This is a genomic window from Pseudophaeobacter sp. 1A09344 (assembly GCF_041008745.1).
GTDB classification, from domain to species: domain Bacteria; phylum Pseudomonadota; class Alphaproteobacteria; order Rhodobacterales; family Rhodobacteraceae; genus Phycobacter; species Phycobacter gallaeciensis_A.
In genome coordinates, this window is record NZ_JAXGFS010000004.1 from 396,670 (window position 1) to 412,687 (window position 16,018).

At 59.1% G+C, this 16,018-nt stretch carries 13 protein-coding genes, 3 tRNA genes and 1 pseudogene; 4 read left to right on the forward strand and 13 right to left on the reverse strand.

Features of this window, described 5'->3' with window-relative positions; translation table 11 throughout:
- Nucleotides 1–99: 99 nt before the first annotated feature.
- From SM765_RS09800 to SM765_RS09820, 5 genes are all read right to left on the reverse strand, one after another.
- Nucleotides 100–324, reverse strand: a complete 225-nt coding sequence (locus SM765_RS09800) for an RND transporter (RefSeq protein ID WP_274837236.1) — start codon at nt 322–324, stop codon at nt 100–102.
- 41 nt (nt 325–365) lie between these two features.
- Nucleotides 366–442 (reverse strand) — tRNA-Asp (locus SM765_RS09805).
- 75 nt (nt 443–517) lie between these two features.
- Nucleotides 518–594: transfer RNA gene (locus SM765_RS09810), tRNA-Asp, on the reverse strand.
- Between the two features lie 75 nt (nt 595–669).
- Nucleotides 670–746 (reverse strand) — tRNA-Asp (locus tag SM765_RS09815).
- 221 nt (nt 747–967) lie between these two features.
- Nucleotides 968–1,966: an aldo/keto reductase gene (locus SM765_RS09820; RefSeq protein ID WP_274838753.1), complete on the reverse strand. Its 999-nt coding sequence runs from the start codon at nt 1,964–1,966 to the stop codon at nt 968–970.
- 156 nt (nt 1,967–2,122) lie between these two features.
- Here SM765_RS09820 and SM765_RS09825 point away from each other — a divergent pair, with 156 nt between their 5' ends.
- The 3 genes and pseudogenes from SM765_RS09825 to SM765_RS09835 form a co-directional block, all read left to right on the forward strand.
- Nucleotides 2,123–3,448, forward strand: coding sequence for an MFS transporter (locus SM765_RS09825; RefSeq protein WP_274838754.1), 1,326 nt, complete (start codon nt 2,123–2,125; stop codon nt 3,446–3,448).
- Between the two features lie 126 nt (nt 3,449–3,574).
- Nucleotides 3,575–3,844 (forward strand): glutaredoxin family protein, encoded by a 270-nt coding sequence (locus SM765_RS09830; RefSeq protein ID WP_274835636.1) that lies wholly within the window; start codon nt 3,575–3,577, stop codon nt 3,842–3,844.
- A gap of 382 nt (nt 3,845–4,226) precedes the next feature.
- Nucleotides 4,227–4,352, forward strand: a pseudogene (locus SM765_RS09835) (IS5/IS1182 family transposase); the annotation flags it as partial.
- 18 nt (nt 4,353–4,370) lie between these two features.
- Here the strand turns inward: SM765_RS09835 and SM765_RS09840 are convergent.
- The 8 genes from SM765_RS09840 to SM765_RS09875 all read right to left on the reverse strand — a co-directional run bounded on the left by SM765_RS09840 (nt 4,371) and on the right by SM765_RS09875 (nt 15,318).
- Nucleotides 4,371–6,122, reverse strand: a complete 1,752-nt coding sequence (locus SM765_RS09840; RefSeq protein WP_274838755.1) for an AMP-binding protein — start codon at nt 6,120–6,122, stop codon at nt 4,371–4,373.
- A gap of 12 nt (nt 6,123–6,134) precedes the next feature.
- Complete coding sequence (locus SM765_RS09845) at nt 6,135–8,513, reverse strand: amidase (RefSeq protein WP_274830904.1); 2,379 nt, start codon at nt 8,511–8,513, stop codon at nt 6,135–6,137.
- A 1-nt stretch (nt 8,514) separates the two neighbouring features.
- The gene (locus tag SM765_RS09850; RefSeq protein ID WP_274835639.1) at nt 8,515–9,231 is read right to left on the reverse strand and encodes an ABC transporter ATP-binding protein; all 717 of its coding nucleotides are present in this window, start codon (nt 9,229–9,231) and stop codon (nt 8,515–8,517) included.
- Nucleotides 9,224–10,261 (reverse strand): branched-chain amino acid ABC transporter permease, encoded by a 1,038-nt coding sequence (locus tag SM765_RS09855; protein ID WP_274838756.1) that lies wholly within the window; start codon nt 10,259–10,261, stop codon nt 9,224–9,226. The genes SM765_RS09850 and SM765_RS09855 overlap by 8 nt, the downstream gene beginning before the upstream one ends.
- The gene (locus tag SM765_RS09860) at nt 10,261–11,127 is read right to left on the reverse strand and encodes an ABC transporter permease subunit (RefSeq protein WP_065270626.1); all 867 of its coding nucleotides are present in this window, start codon (nt 11,125–11,127) and stop codon (nt 10,261–10,263) included. Before SM765_RS09860 ends, SM765_RS09855 begins: the two co-directional genes overlap by 1 nt.
- Nucleotides 11,128–11,207: 80 nt before the next feature.
- Complete coding sequence (locus tag SM765_RS09865) at nt 11,208–12,428, reverse strand: urea ABC transporter substrate-binding protein (RefSeq protein WP_065270627.1); 1,221 nt, start codon at nt 12,426–12,428, stop codon at nt 11,208–11,210.
- 52 nt (nt 12,429–12,480) lie between these two features.
- Complete coding sequence (locus SM765_RS09870) at nt 12,481–14,076, reverse strand: flotillin family protein (protein ID WP_274869701.1); 1,596 nt, start codon at nt 14,074–14,076, stop codon at nt 12,481–12,483.
- 135 nt (nt 14,077–14,211) lie between these two features.
- The gene (locus tag SM765_RS09875; protein WP_274838778.1) at nt 14,212–15,318 is read right to left on the reverse strand and encodes a substrate-binding domain-containing protein; all 1,107 of its coding nucleotides are present in this window, start codon (nt 15,316–15,318) and stop codon (nt 14,212–14,214) included.
- Between the two features lie 106 nt (nt 15,319–15,424).
- On the opposite strand from SM765_RS09875, the gene SM765_RS09880 reads away from it, so the two are divergent.
- Nucleotides 15,425–15,847, forward strand: a complete 423-nt coding sequence (locus SM765_RS09880) for a MarR family winged helix-turn-helix transcriptional regulator (RefSeq protein WP_065270629.1) — start codon at nt 15,425–15,427, stop codon at nt 15,845–15,847.
- The last annotated feature ends 171 nt before the right edge of the window (nt 15,848–16,018 follow it).

A 16,018-nucleotide genomic window follows, 5' to 3' on the forward strand; every position in this document is an offset into this window, starting at 1 on the left:
GGGCACTGAGCCTGTGCAGACTCTCGCGGCCTTGGCCGATGATAGAAGGCACAGCGCGGCCACCCACCCTTACTGCCAATACCCCGCTCTGCAGGCAGTCTACCCCTTGCGTGCGCGCAGGTCTCTTGCGGCCTTGAGCACCAACAGCACCAAGGGGGTTCCGTGCATCAGTAGATCGAACCAGTCGAGGGCGCGCTGCAATTCGCCTGCAAACAGCATCCTGAGCTTTTCCCACAGGTGCGGTTCGGGGAAGAAAGGCGCCAGCCCCAGAAGCAGTGCGACAATGATCGCAGTCGTCCAGTCGATGGAATCCAGCAGTTTCATGACGCTCGCACCTGGTCCTGATTTTTCGAGGAGAAAGGAAGTGGCGCGGTTGACGGGGCTCGAACCCGCGACCCCCGGCGTGACAGGCCGGTACTCTAACCAGCTGAGCTACAACCGCGCATGGCCTATATAAGGCGTTCCGACCGGTCCCATTTCGGGAATTCCCATTGTCACATGGGACCAGACGTATGAGTGGCGCGGTTGACGGGGCTCGAACCCGCGACCCCCGGCGTGACAGGCCGGTACTCTAACCAGCTGAGCTACAACCGCGCATGGCCTATATAAGGCGTTCCGACCGGTCCCATTTCGGGAATTCCCATTGTCACATGGGACCAGACGTATGAGTGGCGCGGTTGACGGGGCTCGAACCCGCGACCCCCGGCGTGACAGGCCGGTACTCTAACCAACTGAGCTACAACCGCTCGCTGCCCGTCCAGCATCTCTGCCGAACGTTGGGGTGTAATATTCCCAGGCCTCGGGTATCGTCAAGCGGTGTTTTGTCATTTTATCCGCTTTCGGCCAAAAAAATTCATTCCCAGATGTAAAGCATTGAAACCAAGAGGAAAGCTCCCTATCCCTCCCCGCACTCGCGAACCAAAGACCCGTATTCGCCCCGTCGCCGTGAACCAGAGCAACTGTCGGATCAGCAATAGCGCTCAGGGCCGATCCACTGCTCATCCGAATAGCGGTCGCCATGCGCCCATCCCACGGGCAACACAGTCTCGATCCGTTCCAAGTCCTCAGGCGTCAGCGTCAGATCCGCGCCCGCGACGCATTCCCCAAGGTGTTTGACGCTGCGGGTCCCGGGGATCGGGATCACGTGGTCGCCGCGGGTCAGCAGCCAAGCATTGGCCAGAGCCGCCGCCGAGGTCCCCATCTGCGCCGCAAGTGCACGGAACTTATCGGTGATCCGCAGGTTCTCACTCAGATTCGGCTCCATGAACCGCGGGTTGCCAGCAAGGAACGGCAGTTGCGGGATCCGCGCCTTCGGAATCGGGTTGTCTGTCAGCAAGGAGCGCCCCACCGGCGAGAAAGCCACAAAAGCCACCCCGAGTTCGGCGCAGGCCTGTACCAGGCCAAGATCGGGGAACCGGGTCGACAGGGAATACTCCGATTGCACAGCCGCAACAGGAAAGGCCGTCATCGCCCGCCGCAGGGTTGAGGGCGCCACCTCCGAAAGACCGATCGCGCGTGTCTTGCCCTTTTCCACAAGGCGACCAAGGTTCGCCGCCGTTTCCTCGGGCGTGAAACGCGGATCGCGGCGGTGCGCATAGAACAGATCGACACACTCGACGCCCAGCCGCTGCAAGGATTTGTCCAGCTCTGCCTCAAGATGCTCTGCCGAGTTATCAAAGCACCGGTTGCCATCGGCATCGCGCGTGATCGTGGCCTTTGTCGAGATCACAAATTCATCACGCGCCCCGGGATTGGCGCTCAGGTAAGATCCGATGGCGTTTTCGGATTTTCCCATGCCATAGATATTGGCGCTGTCCAGCAGCGTCACACCCAGATCCCGGCAGCTGTCGAGAATGGCGTGGCTTTCGGCCTCATTGGTGGGGCCGTACATGTCTGAAAAGGACATCGCGCCATAGCCGATGCATCCGACCTCTGGTCCCTGGGCTCCAAGTTTGCGCTGCTTCATGAACTCTCTTTCCGGCTTCGATTATGTGTTCGTCCAGCGCATGGTGCAGAAAAGAAGCCCGTTTGTCGAACGCTCTTCCCCGTCGTTCTTGCCTGCCCCTTAGCGCTCAGGCAGAATCAGGCCCATCGCCATTTCCCGCTCTGCGTGAGGACACCCATGTTCGACATCCTGTCAGACCGCACCTATCGCCATCTGTTCCTGGCCCAGGTCGTGGCGCTGATCGGGACCGGGCTTGCCACCGTTGCGCTGGGTCTGCTGGCCTATGATCTGGCGGGCAGCGGCGCGGGGCTGGTGCTCGGCAGTATCTTCACGATCAAGATGATCGCCTATGTGGGGATTGCACCCATCGCCGGAGCCTTTGCCGACCGTGTGAACCGCCGCGCCCTGCTGGTCACACTGGACCTCGTGCGGGCGGCAGCGGCCCTGTGTCTCCCCTTTGTCACCGAGGTCTGGCAGGTCTATGTGCTGATCTTCCTGCTGCAATCCGCATCAGCTGCCTTTACTCCCACATTCCAGGCCACGATTCCGGACATCCTGCCGGAAGAGGACCGATATACCCGGGCGCTGTCGCTGTCGCGGCTGACCTATGAATTGGAAAACATTGTCAGCCCGACGCTGGCGGCGCTGCTGCTGACCGTCATGGCCTATGACACGCTATTCCTTGGTACGGTCGCTGGCTTTGTCGGCTCGGCCCTGCTTGTCGTCTCAGTGCTGCTGCCCAGCCCCAAATCCACCCAGCGGCGCGGTATCTACGACCGCACCACCCGAGGGATCCGGATCTATCTGGCCACGCCGCGTCTGCGCGGTCTTCTGGCGCTCAATCTTGCGGTCTCGGCGGCCGGAGCCATGGTGCTGGTGAACTCGGTGGTTCTGGTGCGCGGAGAGTTGGGCCTGAGCGAAAGCAATGTGGCCTGGGCAATGTTCGCCTTTGGCTTCGGCTCGATGCTGGCGGCGCTGCTGCTGCCCCCTGTGCTGGACCGGGTGCCGGACCGGCCAGTCATGCTGTCCGGCGCCGGGCTGCTGGTTGCGGCATTGCTGGGGCTGGCGGCCCTGGTGGCGATTACGGGCCTCAGCTGGGGCGGGCTGCTGATCAGCTGGTGTCTGGTCGGCATCGGCTACTCGTCGGTCATGACCCCCTCCGGACGGCTGTTGCGCCGCTCTGCCCATGCCGAGGACCGCCCGGCCATCTTTGCCGCGCAGTTTGCCCTCTCCCATGCTTGTTGGCTTCTGACCTATCCGCTGTCTGGCTGGCTGATGACCGCCTTTGGCACGCTCACGGCGCTGATCCTGCTGGCGGCGCTTTCTCTTGCTGGGCTGCTGCTGTGCCGTTTCCTCTGGCCTGCCCATGCCCCATCGGAGATACCCCATAGCCACACGGATCTGCCGCCGGATCATCCACACCTGCTTGAGCACGGAGATGAGGCGCACAAGCACGCCATCATCATCGACGATCTGCACCGCGACTGGCCGACGCGCGGCTGACAATCAGGCGCTCCCCACGCTGCTCCCAGCCGGCGCACTCACCTCCCCCACGCCAACGTGATCCGCCCGACCTTGCGCAAGCCATGCCGGTATTCGAAACCCGCCGCGAATAGAAAGGATACCCCTATGCCCAAAGCCGTCATCTATCGCATGGATTTGCCCAATTACACCTGTGGCTTCGGCACGGCAGCCCTTGACCTGCTGCGTCGCGAAAAATTCGATATCGAAGAACATGTGCTGCGCACCCGCCGGGAAACGGATGCCTTCAAGGATAAGCACCACGTCACCACAACGCCGCTTGTATTCATTGACGGGGAGAAAATTGGTGGCTTTACCGAGCTGAAGAAACACCTCAAGGCCCAGAAGCCGAAACCAAAACGGTTCTGGAAACGCTGATCCACAAGCCCCCCCCGTCATGCACGCGGAGCAAAGACGCGCATAAAGCGGGGGGACATGACCACGTTGCCTGCCCTCTGCGCGCCGCAGGAAGGGCTTTCTGATCTCTTCATCAGCCCACTTCATCGCCGCCTTTAGGTCCTCGGAAAGAGTGTGCCAGTAGCCCTTTGTGACCCCACCAGACCAAAGCTGGCATTTTCCGTCGTTGCATCCAGGCGCAAAACAGGCGTTTCAAGGAGATGGGGTAGAGCATCTGATCTGCGAACAGCTGAACCGCACCGGGGTTGCCGAAGGCTTCAACTCCTGAGTAGGACGAAGTCACAATGAGCAACACAAGAAACAAATTCTCTCCCAAGGGCCACGAGCGTGCAAAGCAACTGGTAACCGAATCGAGATCATGTTCAGCAGGGTCAAGGCGTGGCGGCGTGTTGCAACAAAGTATGACAGATGCCCCACGGCCTTCTTCTCTGTTGTCGCTCTCGCAGCGGCTGTCATCTACTGGCTGTGAATTCAAAGGGGCCAGTGTCTAGGCCACGAGCTCAGCGACCATCTTGTCGCGCATCACGTACTTCTGTGGCTTCCCCGTGATCGTCATGGGAAGTTCGTCAACGATCCGGACGTGCCGAGGGATCTTGAAATGGGCGATCTGACCCTTCAGTGACTCGCGAAGCTCCTCCTCCTCCAACTCCACGCCGGGCTTTGCAATCGCCCAAGCACAGACTTCCTCGCCCAAGGTGTCATGCGGAATGCCGAAGACTTGCACATCGCTCACCTTCGGATGCCGCATCAGGTATTCCTCAATCTCGCGTGGGTAGATGTTTTCTCCGCCCCGGATGATCATGTCTTTCACGCGGCCAACAATGGAACAGAAGCCCTCCTCGTCGAACACGGCAAGATCGCCGGTGTGCATCCAGCCATCCACGATGCTTTCGGCGGTCTTCTCCGGATCCTCCCAATACCCCTTCATGACCGAGTAGCCGCGGGTGCAAAGCTCTCCCCGGGTGCCAACCGGGACAATCCGCCCATCCGGATCGACGATCTTGATCTCCAGATGCGGATGAACCCGACCGACTGTCTCGCAGCGCTTCTCGGTGGGGTCGTCCACGAAACTCTGGAAGGAGACGGGCGAGGTTTCCGTCATCCCATAGCAGATCGTGACCTCTTTCATGTTCATTTCACAGTTCACACGTTGCATGACTTCAACCGGGCACGGAGCGCCAGCCATGATGCCGGTACGCAGACTGGAGAGATCACGGGGCGTATCGCCGAGATCTTCGAGCATCGCAACGAACATCGTCGGCACCCCGTAGACCGCCGTGCAACGTTCCTTGGCCAGCGCGTCAAGGGTCTGCGCCGCATCAAAACCCTCGCCGGGGAAGACCATGGTCGCTCCTTTTCCGATGGCCCCAAGGACGCCCATCACCATACCAAAACAATGATAAAGTGGCACCGGGATAGCCAGCCGGTCCGTCTCGGACAGGCGAATGCGATCCGTCACGAAGCGGGCATTGTTGACGATATTGTAGTGCGAGAGAGTTGCGCCCTTCGGCATACCCGTCGTGCCGGAGGTGAATTGAATGTTGATTGCGTCATCCGGGCTGAGCGTCTTGTCGATCTCAGGGATCCGGAGCTGCTGGGCCGGGCCGCCGAGCTTCCTAAGCTCCTCGAAGGAGTAGGCCCCTGGACCCGGCTGGTCATCCATGATGATGACGTTTCGCAGATGCGGCAGAGTTGCCGAGCGAAGCCGACCCGGTTCGCAATTTTCCAGCTCCGGAGCGAGGTTGCGGAGCATGCCTGCATAATCGGAGGCCTTGAAGGATTTGGCCGCGATGATGGTCTTGCATGCGACCTTGTTCAAAGCGTATTCCAACTCACCCAGGCGGTAGGCCGGGTTGATGTTCACCAGGACAAGCCCGACGCGCGCGGTTGCAAACTGCGTCAGAACCCATTCGAAGCGGTTGGGAGACCAGATCCCGACCCGGTCACCCTTTTCGAGACCAAGCGCCAGGAGACCGGAGGCAAGCTCGTCCACCGCGCGGTCGAGATCGTAGTAGCTCAACCGGATATTCTGTTCGCTGAACACGACCGCATCGCGGGGGCCGAACCTTGATACCGCATCCCGCAACAGCTGGGGAATGGTGATATAGGCAAGTGGCGGGGTCGATGGCCCACGGACATAGGATTGACCATCCTGCGGAGCGATGGTGTCCGTGGTTGTCTCGGTCTGGGGCGCCCAATCAGATATCCGTGTTGCCAGACTTTCGTTCAGGATTGACATGTAGATCCTCCCTTACATGTTGCGCCAATCGCCAGATTTCTCAAAGGCATCAGCCGCCTGATAGATCTTCATCTCTCCATAGTGTGGCCCCACCAGCATCATGCCGATGGGTAAGCCCTCGCTCAGGCCGCAGGGGATGCTCATCGCCGGCAGACCGCCGTTGAAGGGCGCTGTGTTGGCGACCATTTCGAAGGCGCGCTGCACATAGAGGCTGAGCGAGCAATCGGCAGGCGGATGCGGTTGCGGCTTGATCGGCAGCGTCGGCATCAACAGCAGATCGTATTGCTTGAGCGCCGCCATGTAGCGTTCATTGCAGAGCCGCATGATGTTCTGCGCCTTGCCATAGAAGCGGCCCCGATACTGGCGCTGGAAATGCTCACCTACGAACATGCAGGCCTTTAGCGAATGGCTCAGCTCATCTGCGCGGCCATGCCATTGCGACATGTGGTCGGTCATGGAAGGCAGGAAAAGCCCCTTGTAGTTGGTGCCCGTCGAATTGCCCCACATCATGCCATCCTGAAGGCCCTCAAGCGTGATCGCTGTCCAGGCATCCATGGCGGTATAATGTTCCGGAATCGACACCTCCTCGACCCGCGCACCGAGTTCCCGAAAACGCTCGGCGGCTTGCATAACCTTGGTATCCACGTCGTATTCCGAATTCTCGTGGGCGAACCCTTCCATAAGGACTCCGATGCGCATCCCATGCGCGCCGCGCCCCAGAGCCTCGGTATAGCTATAGACCGTGGGCTTGTACTGGCGTGGATCGAGCCCGTCTTCGCCAGCCAGCACCTCCAGCAAAAGTGCATTGTCTGCGACCGTATTCGTCACCGGGCCGAGATGGTCGATGGTTTGCTCGATCGGCATTGCCCCGGTGTAGGGCACAAGCCCATGCGTAGGCTTCATCCCATAGACGCCGCAATTGGAGGCCGGGATGCGGATGGAACCACCCTGGTCTCCTGCGATGGCCATGTCGACCTCGCCCGAGGCGACAAGCGCCGCCGACCCGCCAGAGGAACCTCCGGCCATATATCCGCGTTTCCAGGGGTTGTGGATCGGCCCTTTGGCGTTGGTGTGCGAGCCGCCCGAGAGGCAGAAATTTTCACAATGTGCCTTACCCGCGATGACGGCGCCTGCATCCAGCATCCGGGTGACGATTGTGGCGTCGATCTCGGGTGTGTACCCCTCCATGATGGACGAGCCATTCATCATCGGCACGCCAGCCAGGCAAACCGTGTCTTTCAGCGCGATGCGCTTGCCGCGCAGCTTGCCATCCGGTGCGCCGCGCACTTCGGTCTTCACATACCAGGCATTCAGCGGATTCTCGGTCGGGTTCGGGAACCGGCCGGGGCTGCGCGGATAACGGACCTCTGGCAGGTAGTCAGGCATCGCGTCGAGACGATCATAGGCCTGCATGTAAGGCTCGATGATCTCACGATATTCCTCAAGATCCGCATCCGGCAGGTTCATCCCAAACCGGTTCGCCATTTCACGCATTTGCGAAAGTGTCGGTCGTCTTATGGTCATGTTGGTCCCCACACTTGCGGCAGCTGGTTCAATCGCCCGTGCCGCCTGATACTGTGTCTGTTTTGCCTGATACTGAGCCTGTCCCGTCGCGGTCGGTCGTGCGGGCGACTGCCCCCCAGCTTGTCCTCGGGTAGATCTCGCCGCTCCGAACCCCAAGAACTGATCGACCTTTCCCTGATCCGAAAGATCTGCCTTGCTCAACTCTCCGGTGATCCGGCCACGTTCGAGCACGAGTACCCGGTCGGACAGATCGGAAATGAAGTCGAAGTTCTGTTCGACAAGCAGGATGGACAGCCCCCGGCTTTTGCGCAGATCAAGGAGTGTTTCGCCCATTTCCTCGATTATCGAAGGTTGGATGCCTTCTGTTGGCTCATCCAACAGCAGGAAATCCGGATCCCCCATCAGACAGCGGGCCAGGGCAAGAAGTTGCTGTTCGCCGCCAGAAAGGGCGCCCCCCTCGCGGTCCAGCAAAGGCCGCAGGCGCGGGAAATCCGAGAGCACGGCCTCCATCACGTCGTGCTCGGAGGCCCCTGCATATTCATGCCAGGCGAACCGCAGGTTGTCGCGCACGGAAAGCTGGGGGAAGATGCCTCTGCCCTGTGGCACGTAACCCATGCCAAGCCCTGCCCGTTCGAAAGGTGCCATCCCGGTGATATCCGTCGAGTGAAACCGGATTGCCCCGGACCCGGTTGGCAGGAAGCCCATCAACGTCTTCAGGAGGGTGGTCTTGCCCATACCATTGTGGCCGAGAATGCCCACGACCTCGTTTTCGCCGACGGCAAAGTCGATCCCGTGCAGGATTGGCACTTTTCCATAGCCGCCCGAGACGCTTTTGACCTTCAGGATTTCTGTCACACCCTCTGTCATCTCAGTTCTTCTTTCCAAGATAGACGTTGCGAACGGTGGGGTCCGACATGACGCGATCTACGTGATCTTCCATCAACACTTCTCCCTGGTGGAAAACCGTCACCATGTCGGCAATCGAGCGAATGAATTGCATGTCGTGCTCGACGATGATGATCGCCGCAGTCTTGTTCAGCTCATGGATGATGCCGGTCATGCGCTCCACGTCCTCGGCACTCATCCCGGCCGCAGGTTCATCAAGCAGCACCAACCAGGGGTCGCCGACCGCCACGAGGCCAAGCTCAACGCGCTGCCGTTCGCCGTGCGCCAACCGCCCCAGATCGTCGCGCGCAATCGATCCCAAGGCGAGGCGCTCGATGATCTCCTGCGTCTTCAGGTTGGCTTCCTGAACGTCATGAAACCGCCGGGCGGCAAGCCAGATGTTCTCGAACACGCTCAGGCTGTCCATGACATTCGGCGTCTGTGTCTTGATACCGACACCGAGCGAGGCAATCTGATGCGGCATCCAATGGGTGGTCTCTATACCGCGCATATAGACCTCGCCCTCAGTCGGGGTCTGGAGACCGGTGACGCATTTGAAGAAGGTGGACTTCCCGGCCCCATTCGGACCGATCAAGCAGCGGAGCTCTCTTGCACGGAGTTTGAAATCGACATTGTTGGAGGCCACTACGCCGCCAAAGCGCATGGTCAGCCCGTGGGTTTCAAGAACAACTTCAGCCATTCTGACGCTCCCTGTTTCTCATACGCCGTTGCTGGTGAATACGTCCCAAAGGGCGGCGGCCAAAGCTCACTTTCCATAGCCCCGCCAGCGCCGGGACGACGCCTTTGGGCAGGAAAAGAACGAAAAGAACCAAGATCAGACCGGTGATCAACGTGTTGTCGATGATGCTCTGCTGTCCCAGAAGAAATTTCAGATAAGCCAGCCCGGCCGCGCCAAGAACCGGACCGAACCGGGTACCCAGTCCACCAACGATGCACCAGATGATGATCTCGGCAGATTGGCCAAGGGAAAACAGGCTCGGCGTGACAATCTCAGCCCAGTTCGCAAACAGCGCCCCGGCCAGCCCGGCAATCGCTGCACCCGCAGCGAAGAGGACGGTTTTCCTGATCCGCACGTCATATCCCATCAAAGACATGCGGGTTTCGTTTTCACGGATACCGACGGCGACACGGCCGAAGCTTGACCTCAGCAAGGCAGAGACGAGGAAGTAGACCGCGCCCAGAAGGACGGCGCAGACATAGAAGTAACTGTCGCCCCAGATGTAGTCATCCGGGCGTCCGGGGATGTTCAACGTCTGGAACCCGGGGATTCCGTTGAAACCACCCAGACGCGCGGTCCCGATCACGTATTGCGGCCCGGCGGTCGAGTTGATGAACTTGAACAGGATCAGCGTCACGACCAGGGTGATGACGCCGAGATAGACGTCATTCAGGCGCCCATAGAACATCATCGCCCCAAGCAGAGCCGCAAACACCGCCGGAACCAGCACGGCGAGGATCATCGGAACCGTGCTTTCACCGATATTGATGGCGGCAATGGCGTAGGTATAGGCGCCCAGCCCGAAAAAAGCGGCCTGGCCAAAGCAGAGGATGCCGCCGAAGCCCCAGATCAGACCGAGACTTAACCCAAGCATCCCGTAGACGATCAGAACCGTCAGCGTGTAGGTGCCAATCATCAAGGGCATGACCCAGATCAGAACTGCGGTAACAAGGATGGTCGTGATGGCGTCTTTTGAAAGGCTCCCTTGCATCACAGCTTCCCCTTGAAGAATTTGCCGGTAATGCCCTGTGGCAAAAGGCGCAGCAGGATGACTGCGGCCACGAGAAGTGCAACTTCGCCGATGACCGGCGAGACGGCGAAGGTGAAGACTTGGTTGACGACACCAAAGAGGCCCGCGCTTGAGAAAAGGCCCGCGATAAGGGACGGCCCGCCCGCGATCACCGTGATGAACGCCTTGGCGATATAGGCCCCGCCCGATGTCGGGACGAGCCCGACCAGCGGCGCGAGGACCGCGCCTGCCAAACCAGACAGAGCAGAGCCGCAGAAGAAGGTTGCCATGTAGATGCGGTCCGGGCTGTAGCCCAGGGCCGCCGCCATGTCAGAGCGTTGCATCGTACCGCGCGCGATCAAACCTGCGCGTGTCGCCTTCAGGATCGTGAGCGTTCCGATAAGCAGCAGGATCGCGACCACGATGATGAAGAAGTTATAGCCGTTAACCTGATAATTTCCGATGGCAAAGCCGGGGATCGGTGTTGAGATCCCTGTCGTCGTATTGCCAAAGATCATTGTCGCCAGACCGATGAAGAACAGGCTCAACCCCCAGGTTGCGAGCATCGTGTCGACAAGCCGCCCATAGAGATGACGGATCACCAGCCGTTCGACCACGAGCCCGATAAGCCCGACGACAATCGGCGCGATCACCAGCATGGCGATGAAGATGTTCACGCCGAGGTTCACGGCTGTGATGGTGGCGTACCCGCCCATCATCATGAACTCGCCATGGGCAAGGTTGATCACTTTCATCATTCCGAAGACGACCGCGAGGCCGGCACTGATGAGGATCAGCGAGGCAACCGCGTAAAGCATCTCGACAAGTATGACGACGGTTAAATCCATGAGAAAGAAATTCCGTTGGAAGAGGAGTACAGTCCGGGCGTGCGGGGCGACCCTGCCGCCCCGCTAAAATCTGTGAGCGGTCAGATTTGGATTTCGTACTGGGTATTGTCGTTCGGATTGGCCTCCAGATCGCAGACGGCCTGAGTGTCGACCGGCTGTCGCTGTGGCAGTGTTTCGATCACTTTCATGCCCTGGTTCTCGAATTCCATGAGATGCACATCGAGAACGGCATGGTGCGTCTTGGGATCGACCGTGATTTTCCCTGCAGGGCCATCGATCGACAGACCTGTCTCAAGGGCTGCAATCACGGCGTCCCGTTCGTGCGACCCTGCCTGGCGCACGGCTTCGGCCCAGGTCAGAATGCCCTGATAATGCGATACGGCGATCTCGTGGATCAGGTTGCTGTCACCGTAGGCGGCTGCCCATTTCTCCTTGAAGGCGGCGTTCGCGGGAGTATCGAGTTCCTGGCTGTAGTTGTAGGCCACCATGATCCCGTTGCCCTCTTCCGGGGTCAGAACCTTATGCTCGTTGCCGACGCCAAGCGTGGTCGATGCCAGAGGGATGCGGTCTTTCATGCCGGCGGCAGCCCACTGACGGAAGAACGACAGGTGCGCGCCCCCGACGAGCGGTGCAATGACGAGGTCGGGACCAACCGATTGAATCTTGGCGATGGTTGAGCCAAAATCGCTCACATCCAGCGGGAAGAAATCGACACCGACAGTCTCGCCACCGTTGTCAGCCACGAACTTCTGGATCCAGCGCGCGGTGATCTGACCGTAGTTGTAGTCAGCAGCGAGGATGTAGACCTTCTTGCCGGATTTGCTCATCGCGTAGGGAACGAGGGCCTCGACCTGCTGTGCAGGTGTCACGCCATTGATGAAGATGTTGCGGTCACAGACACCGCCCTCGTAGAGCACATTGTAGAAATAGAGCGTCTTCGTCTTGCGCATTGTCTGGCGGATCGCCTCGCGCGAGGCGGACAGGATGCCGCCATGCACAACATCGACCTTGTCCTGGCGGGTCAGTTGCTGACCGTATTGAGAATAGAGCGCCATGTCAGATTGCGTATCATAGGCCGCAACCTCGACCTGCTTACCCAGAAGGCCGCCAGACGCGTTGATTTCGTCAACGGCCAGGCGCATCGCCATATCCATTGGCTTGCCGTAAGCATCGAATATGCCCGAGGTGTCGAGGATCGACCCCAACTTGATCGTGTCGGCGGCAAGGGCCACGCGAGGCAGCATCGAGGTGCCTGCGATGGCGGCTGTGCTGGCCAAGAAGTTTCGGCGGTTCAGGGACATATCAGTTTCCTTCCTGTTGTCGTTCCGGTTGGGGATCTGGACGGTTGGCCCGTCACTTCTCGGTCTTGGGTTTGTCTTTGATGCGGTTTGCATAGTCCGCAGTGCGGCCAGCGAGGTTGGCATCGAAATCCAGTCCGATTTCCTCGCCCATCTGCTTCATCGCAGGCAGGCGCACCGCCATTCCGAGGATCTGATCCATGGCGGCACCGAATGCGCCATCGACCCCTTCTCCGGCGCCGTTGCTTCCACTCGCGCCGGAAATCTGGTTGATCCTGATAGAGTCGATTTTTTCGACCGGCTTCATCATCTGCGTCATGATTTCCGGCAGGCGGTCCAGCTTGCGCTCTTCCAGGCGCATCCGGATCACCGCATCGCCAAGCGTATTCTCGGCCTGGTTCAGTGCGATGCGACCGGCGGCTTCCGCTTCCATCCGGACACGCTCTGCCTCGCTCGCCTTGGTTTTAGCGGCGGCATCGGCCTTGGCCTTCTCCAGAAGCGTCTCCACATCCCGCTTAACCTTGGCCCCTTCGAGCGAAAGCTCTTTCTCCTGTTTCAGGTGGGCGATCTCGCGCTCGCGTTCGGCGATGGCACGTTCCTTCTGGGCCTGTACGCTTTCGGCCGCGAGGATGACCTTTGCTCTGGCCTCTTCCTCTTCGGCACGGGCTTCGGCCTCCTCCGCGCGCTTCTTGGCAATCTGAATGTCGTTGTTGATCTTCTCTTCTTCGAGCGTCCGGATGGCTGCCATCTCGGCCCTTCGCAGCGCCTCGTCACTTTCCACCTGCGTCGCTTTCACCCGTTTCTCGTTTTCGATCCGAGTGGTCTCGCTCGCGAGTTTTGCTTCATCGCGGGCGCGGTCTTCGCGGGACTTGGCGTCCGCCTCAAGCTTTGCCAGATGCTCTTGCAGGGCGATCTCTGCTTCACGTTCTGCACGCTGCAGTTCGAGTTGCCGCTGATGTTGCGCCAGGTGGCTTTCACGCACGGCGACCTCGGCCTCGGTTTCAATGCGGATGCGCGCCTTGCGTTGATCCGCGACAAGTTCGGCCAGTTGACGCATGCCTTGCGCGTTGAAGGCATTATTTTCGTTCCATTGGCTCAGATCGCTTTGATCGACAGCCAGCAAGGAGGCCGACACCAGGGTCAGCCCGAACTTGGAAGCCTGGGTATCAATTGCCCTAGCCACATCGTCGGAAAAACCGGAACGATCGAGGTGAATTTCTTCTAAGGTCCGAACCGCCGCCGCGCGCTGGATCGCATCCACGAGGGAGCCAGCGAAGACGTCCTTGACCGTGTCACCTCCACGGGCGATCCGAGAACCCAGCGCCTGGGCCGCCGTCGAGATCCCTTCTTTGGTCGGTGCGACGCGAAGCTCGAACTCGAACTGAACATCGGCCCGCATCTTGTCGCGCGTCAGGACGGCGTCGCGCCCCTCGCGGTTGATGCCAAAGGTCAGCGCCCCCATCGAGACTTTCTGAACCTGGTGCAGGATCGGCAGGGATAGGCACCCGCCGTCCGTTACGACACGCGATCCGCCGAAGCCGGTTCTGACCAGCGCCGTATCCAGAGTAGCTTTCGCGTAGTAGCGTTGAAGAAACCAGATCGCGACCAGAGCGACGATTACCAGCAGAACCAGCAGGACAACCCAGAGCAAAGCAAATCTCCCCATGTGACCGATCGTCGGAGGTGTCCGTCCGCGATCCATTCGTTCACAAAAGCGTGGGAGAATTTTATTTCCATTTCAAGTAAATAATTTGAATTGGAAATCATTTCACTTCAAGATACTGTTTTATAACTCTTTAATGACTTCAAATCTCAGATCGTCAGCCCGCGCAAGGTAGATCGGCGCCCGTTCACTCGTGTTCAAAGAGGAGAGCTTCCGACCGCTTCGGTGAATCACCGGCAACGCGGGAGAAACACTGTGCTCCCGCCAGACTGTTGCATGCCCCTGCATCAGCCCTGCCAGGAAATGGACCCCCTCGTAGGTCGACTGCCCGAGCGCGTTCAAAACCGGCGCCTGATCCCCGTGTACGTTGAAATATTTTTCCTTAAACGCCAGGTTCGCATCTGTCGGCAAACTTCCGAAATAGGAGGACGCGGCGAACAATCTTTTGCTGTTTTGCGCGCCGCAGCCCAGCAGGCCGTTCTCCTCGATTGCACAAGACAATCGCACCATCCGGTCATGAAGGTTTGCCTTGCCGAAAGCCCTGTTGAACGCGACGGCATCCTGCCCGACAAGCGAGATCAGCACGGCTTCCGCACCCGAGCGGGAGATCTCTTCGACGAACATGCTCATGCTCTTCAGGCCAAACGGCAGGTATTTCTCATAAGCCAACCCGACCGACATTTCCTGAAGCTTGCCCTTCGCGTAGCTATGCGAGGTTCTTGGCCAGACATAGTCGTTGCCGATCAGGGCCCAGCTTCGGGGCCGATACTCATTCTGGATGTGCTGCATCGATGGGCCGAGCTGTTCTTGCGGGGTTTCGCCAATGGCGAACAAACCGTCCGTGCGCTCACCGCCTTCGTATAAAGGCGTATAGATGTAAGGGATGCGTTGACGGACAATCTTGCTCAGACGCTGCCGGATCGCACTGATATGCATCCCGACGATGGCATCGATAGAGTTTGTTTCGATCAGATCGTTGACGGTTTCCTCGATCGAGATGCTCGCCTCCATGGCCGCATCGATCATGATGAGTTGCACCTTGCGGCCATCAATACCATTTGCCCGGTTCAGTTCTTCGACCGCGACCTGTGCGCTCGAGATGCAAGAAGGGGCCCAAAGACCCGCCGCGCCACACAGTGGAATAAGGAGGGCGATCCGATAGGTACCGTTGCCGCGCAACACCGGATTATCCCGCAGCTCCTCAAGTTCAGTTGGAACAACTGGTAACACATTCAAATTGGCTCACCCCTTCCCTAGAGGATCAGGAACCGCTACATACCAATTGATCTTACTTTCCAAGTCAATTAATTTCGAGTTCTGTGGAGAAGTGACCCCTATGGAAACGCGCGAAAACCCTATTCAGGACTATCTGTCGTATGCTTTGGCAGCGGCACATCGGAAAATGTCGGCATCCTTGAATGCCCGGCTTAAAAAACACGGCATTCAGATCGAAGCCTGGCGCATCCTTGAAACGCTGGAAACGGACCAACGGCTGACCATGGGGCAGCTGGCAGAAGTTGTGCTGATGAATCCCCCTACCCTGACCAAACTAGTGGACCGTCTGGTTTCGGATGGCCTTGTTCATCGTCAAGTCGCGCAGGCAGATCATCGCCAGATCAACGTGCTGCCGACCGCGCTCGGGAAAAAGCGGATGCTGCAGGTTCGTGAGGAAGTGCAGGATCAAGACGCCGCACTCGAGTCCCTGATTGGCAAGGACGATGCGGGCAAGCTCATTGAACTCTTGCGCGGGATTGCGTGAAACTAACCCTATGAAGGCAAGCGGTGTATCTGCCCCGGAACTTGGAGTAGCCCCCTGAAAGTGGTCCACCAACTGGGATAGATTTGTCCCGCAAATTGGAGGATCAGCGATGACTGGCAAACGAGAGAAGCCCGATGTGTCCGTCGTCAGAGATTTTGGGCCATTTGGCAG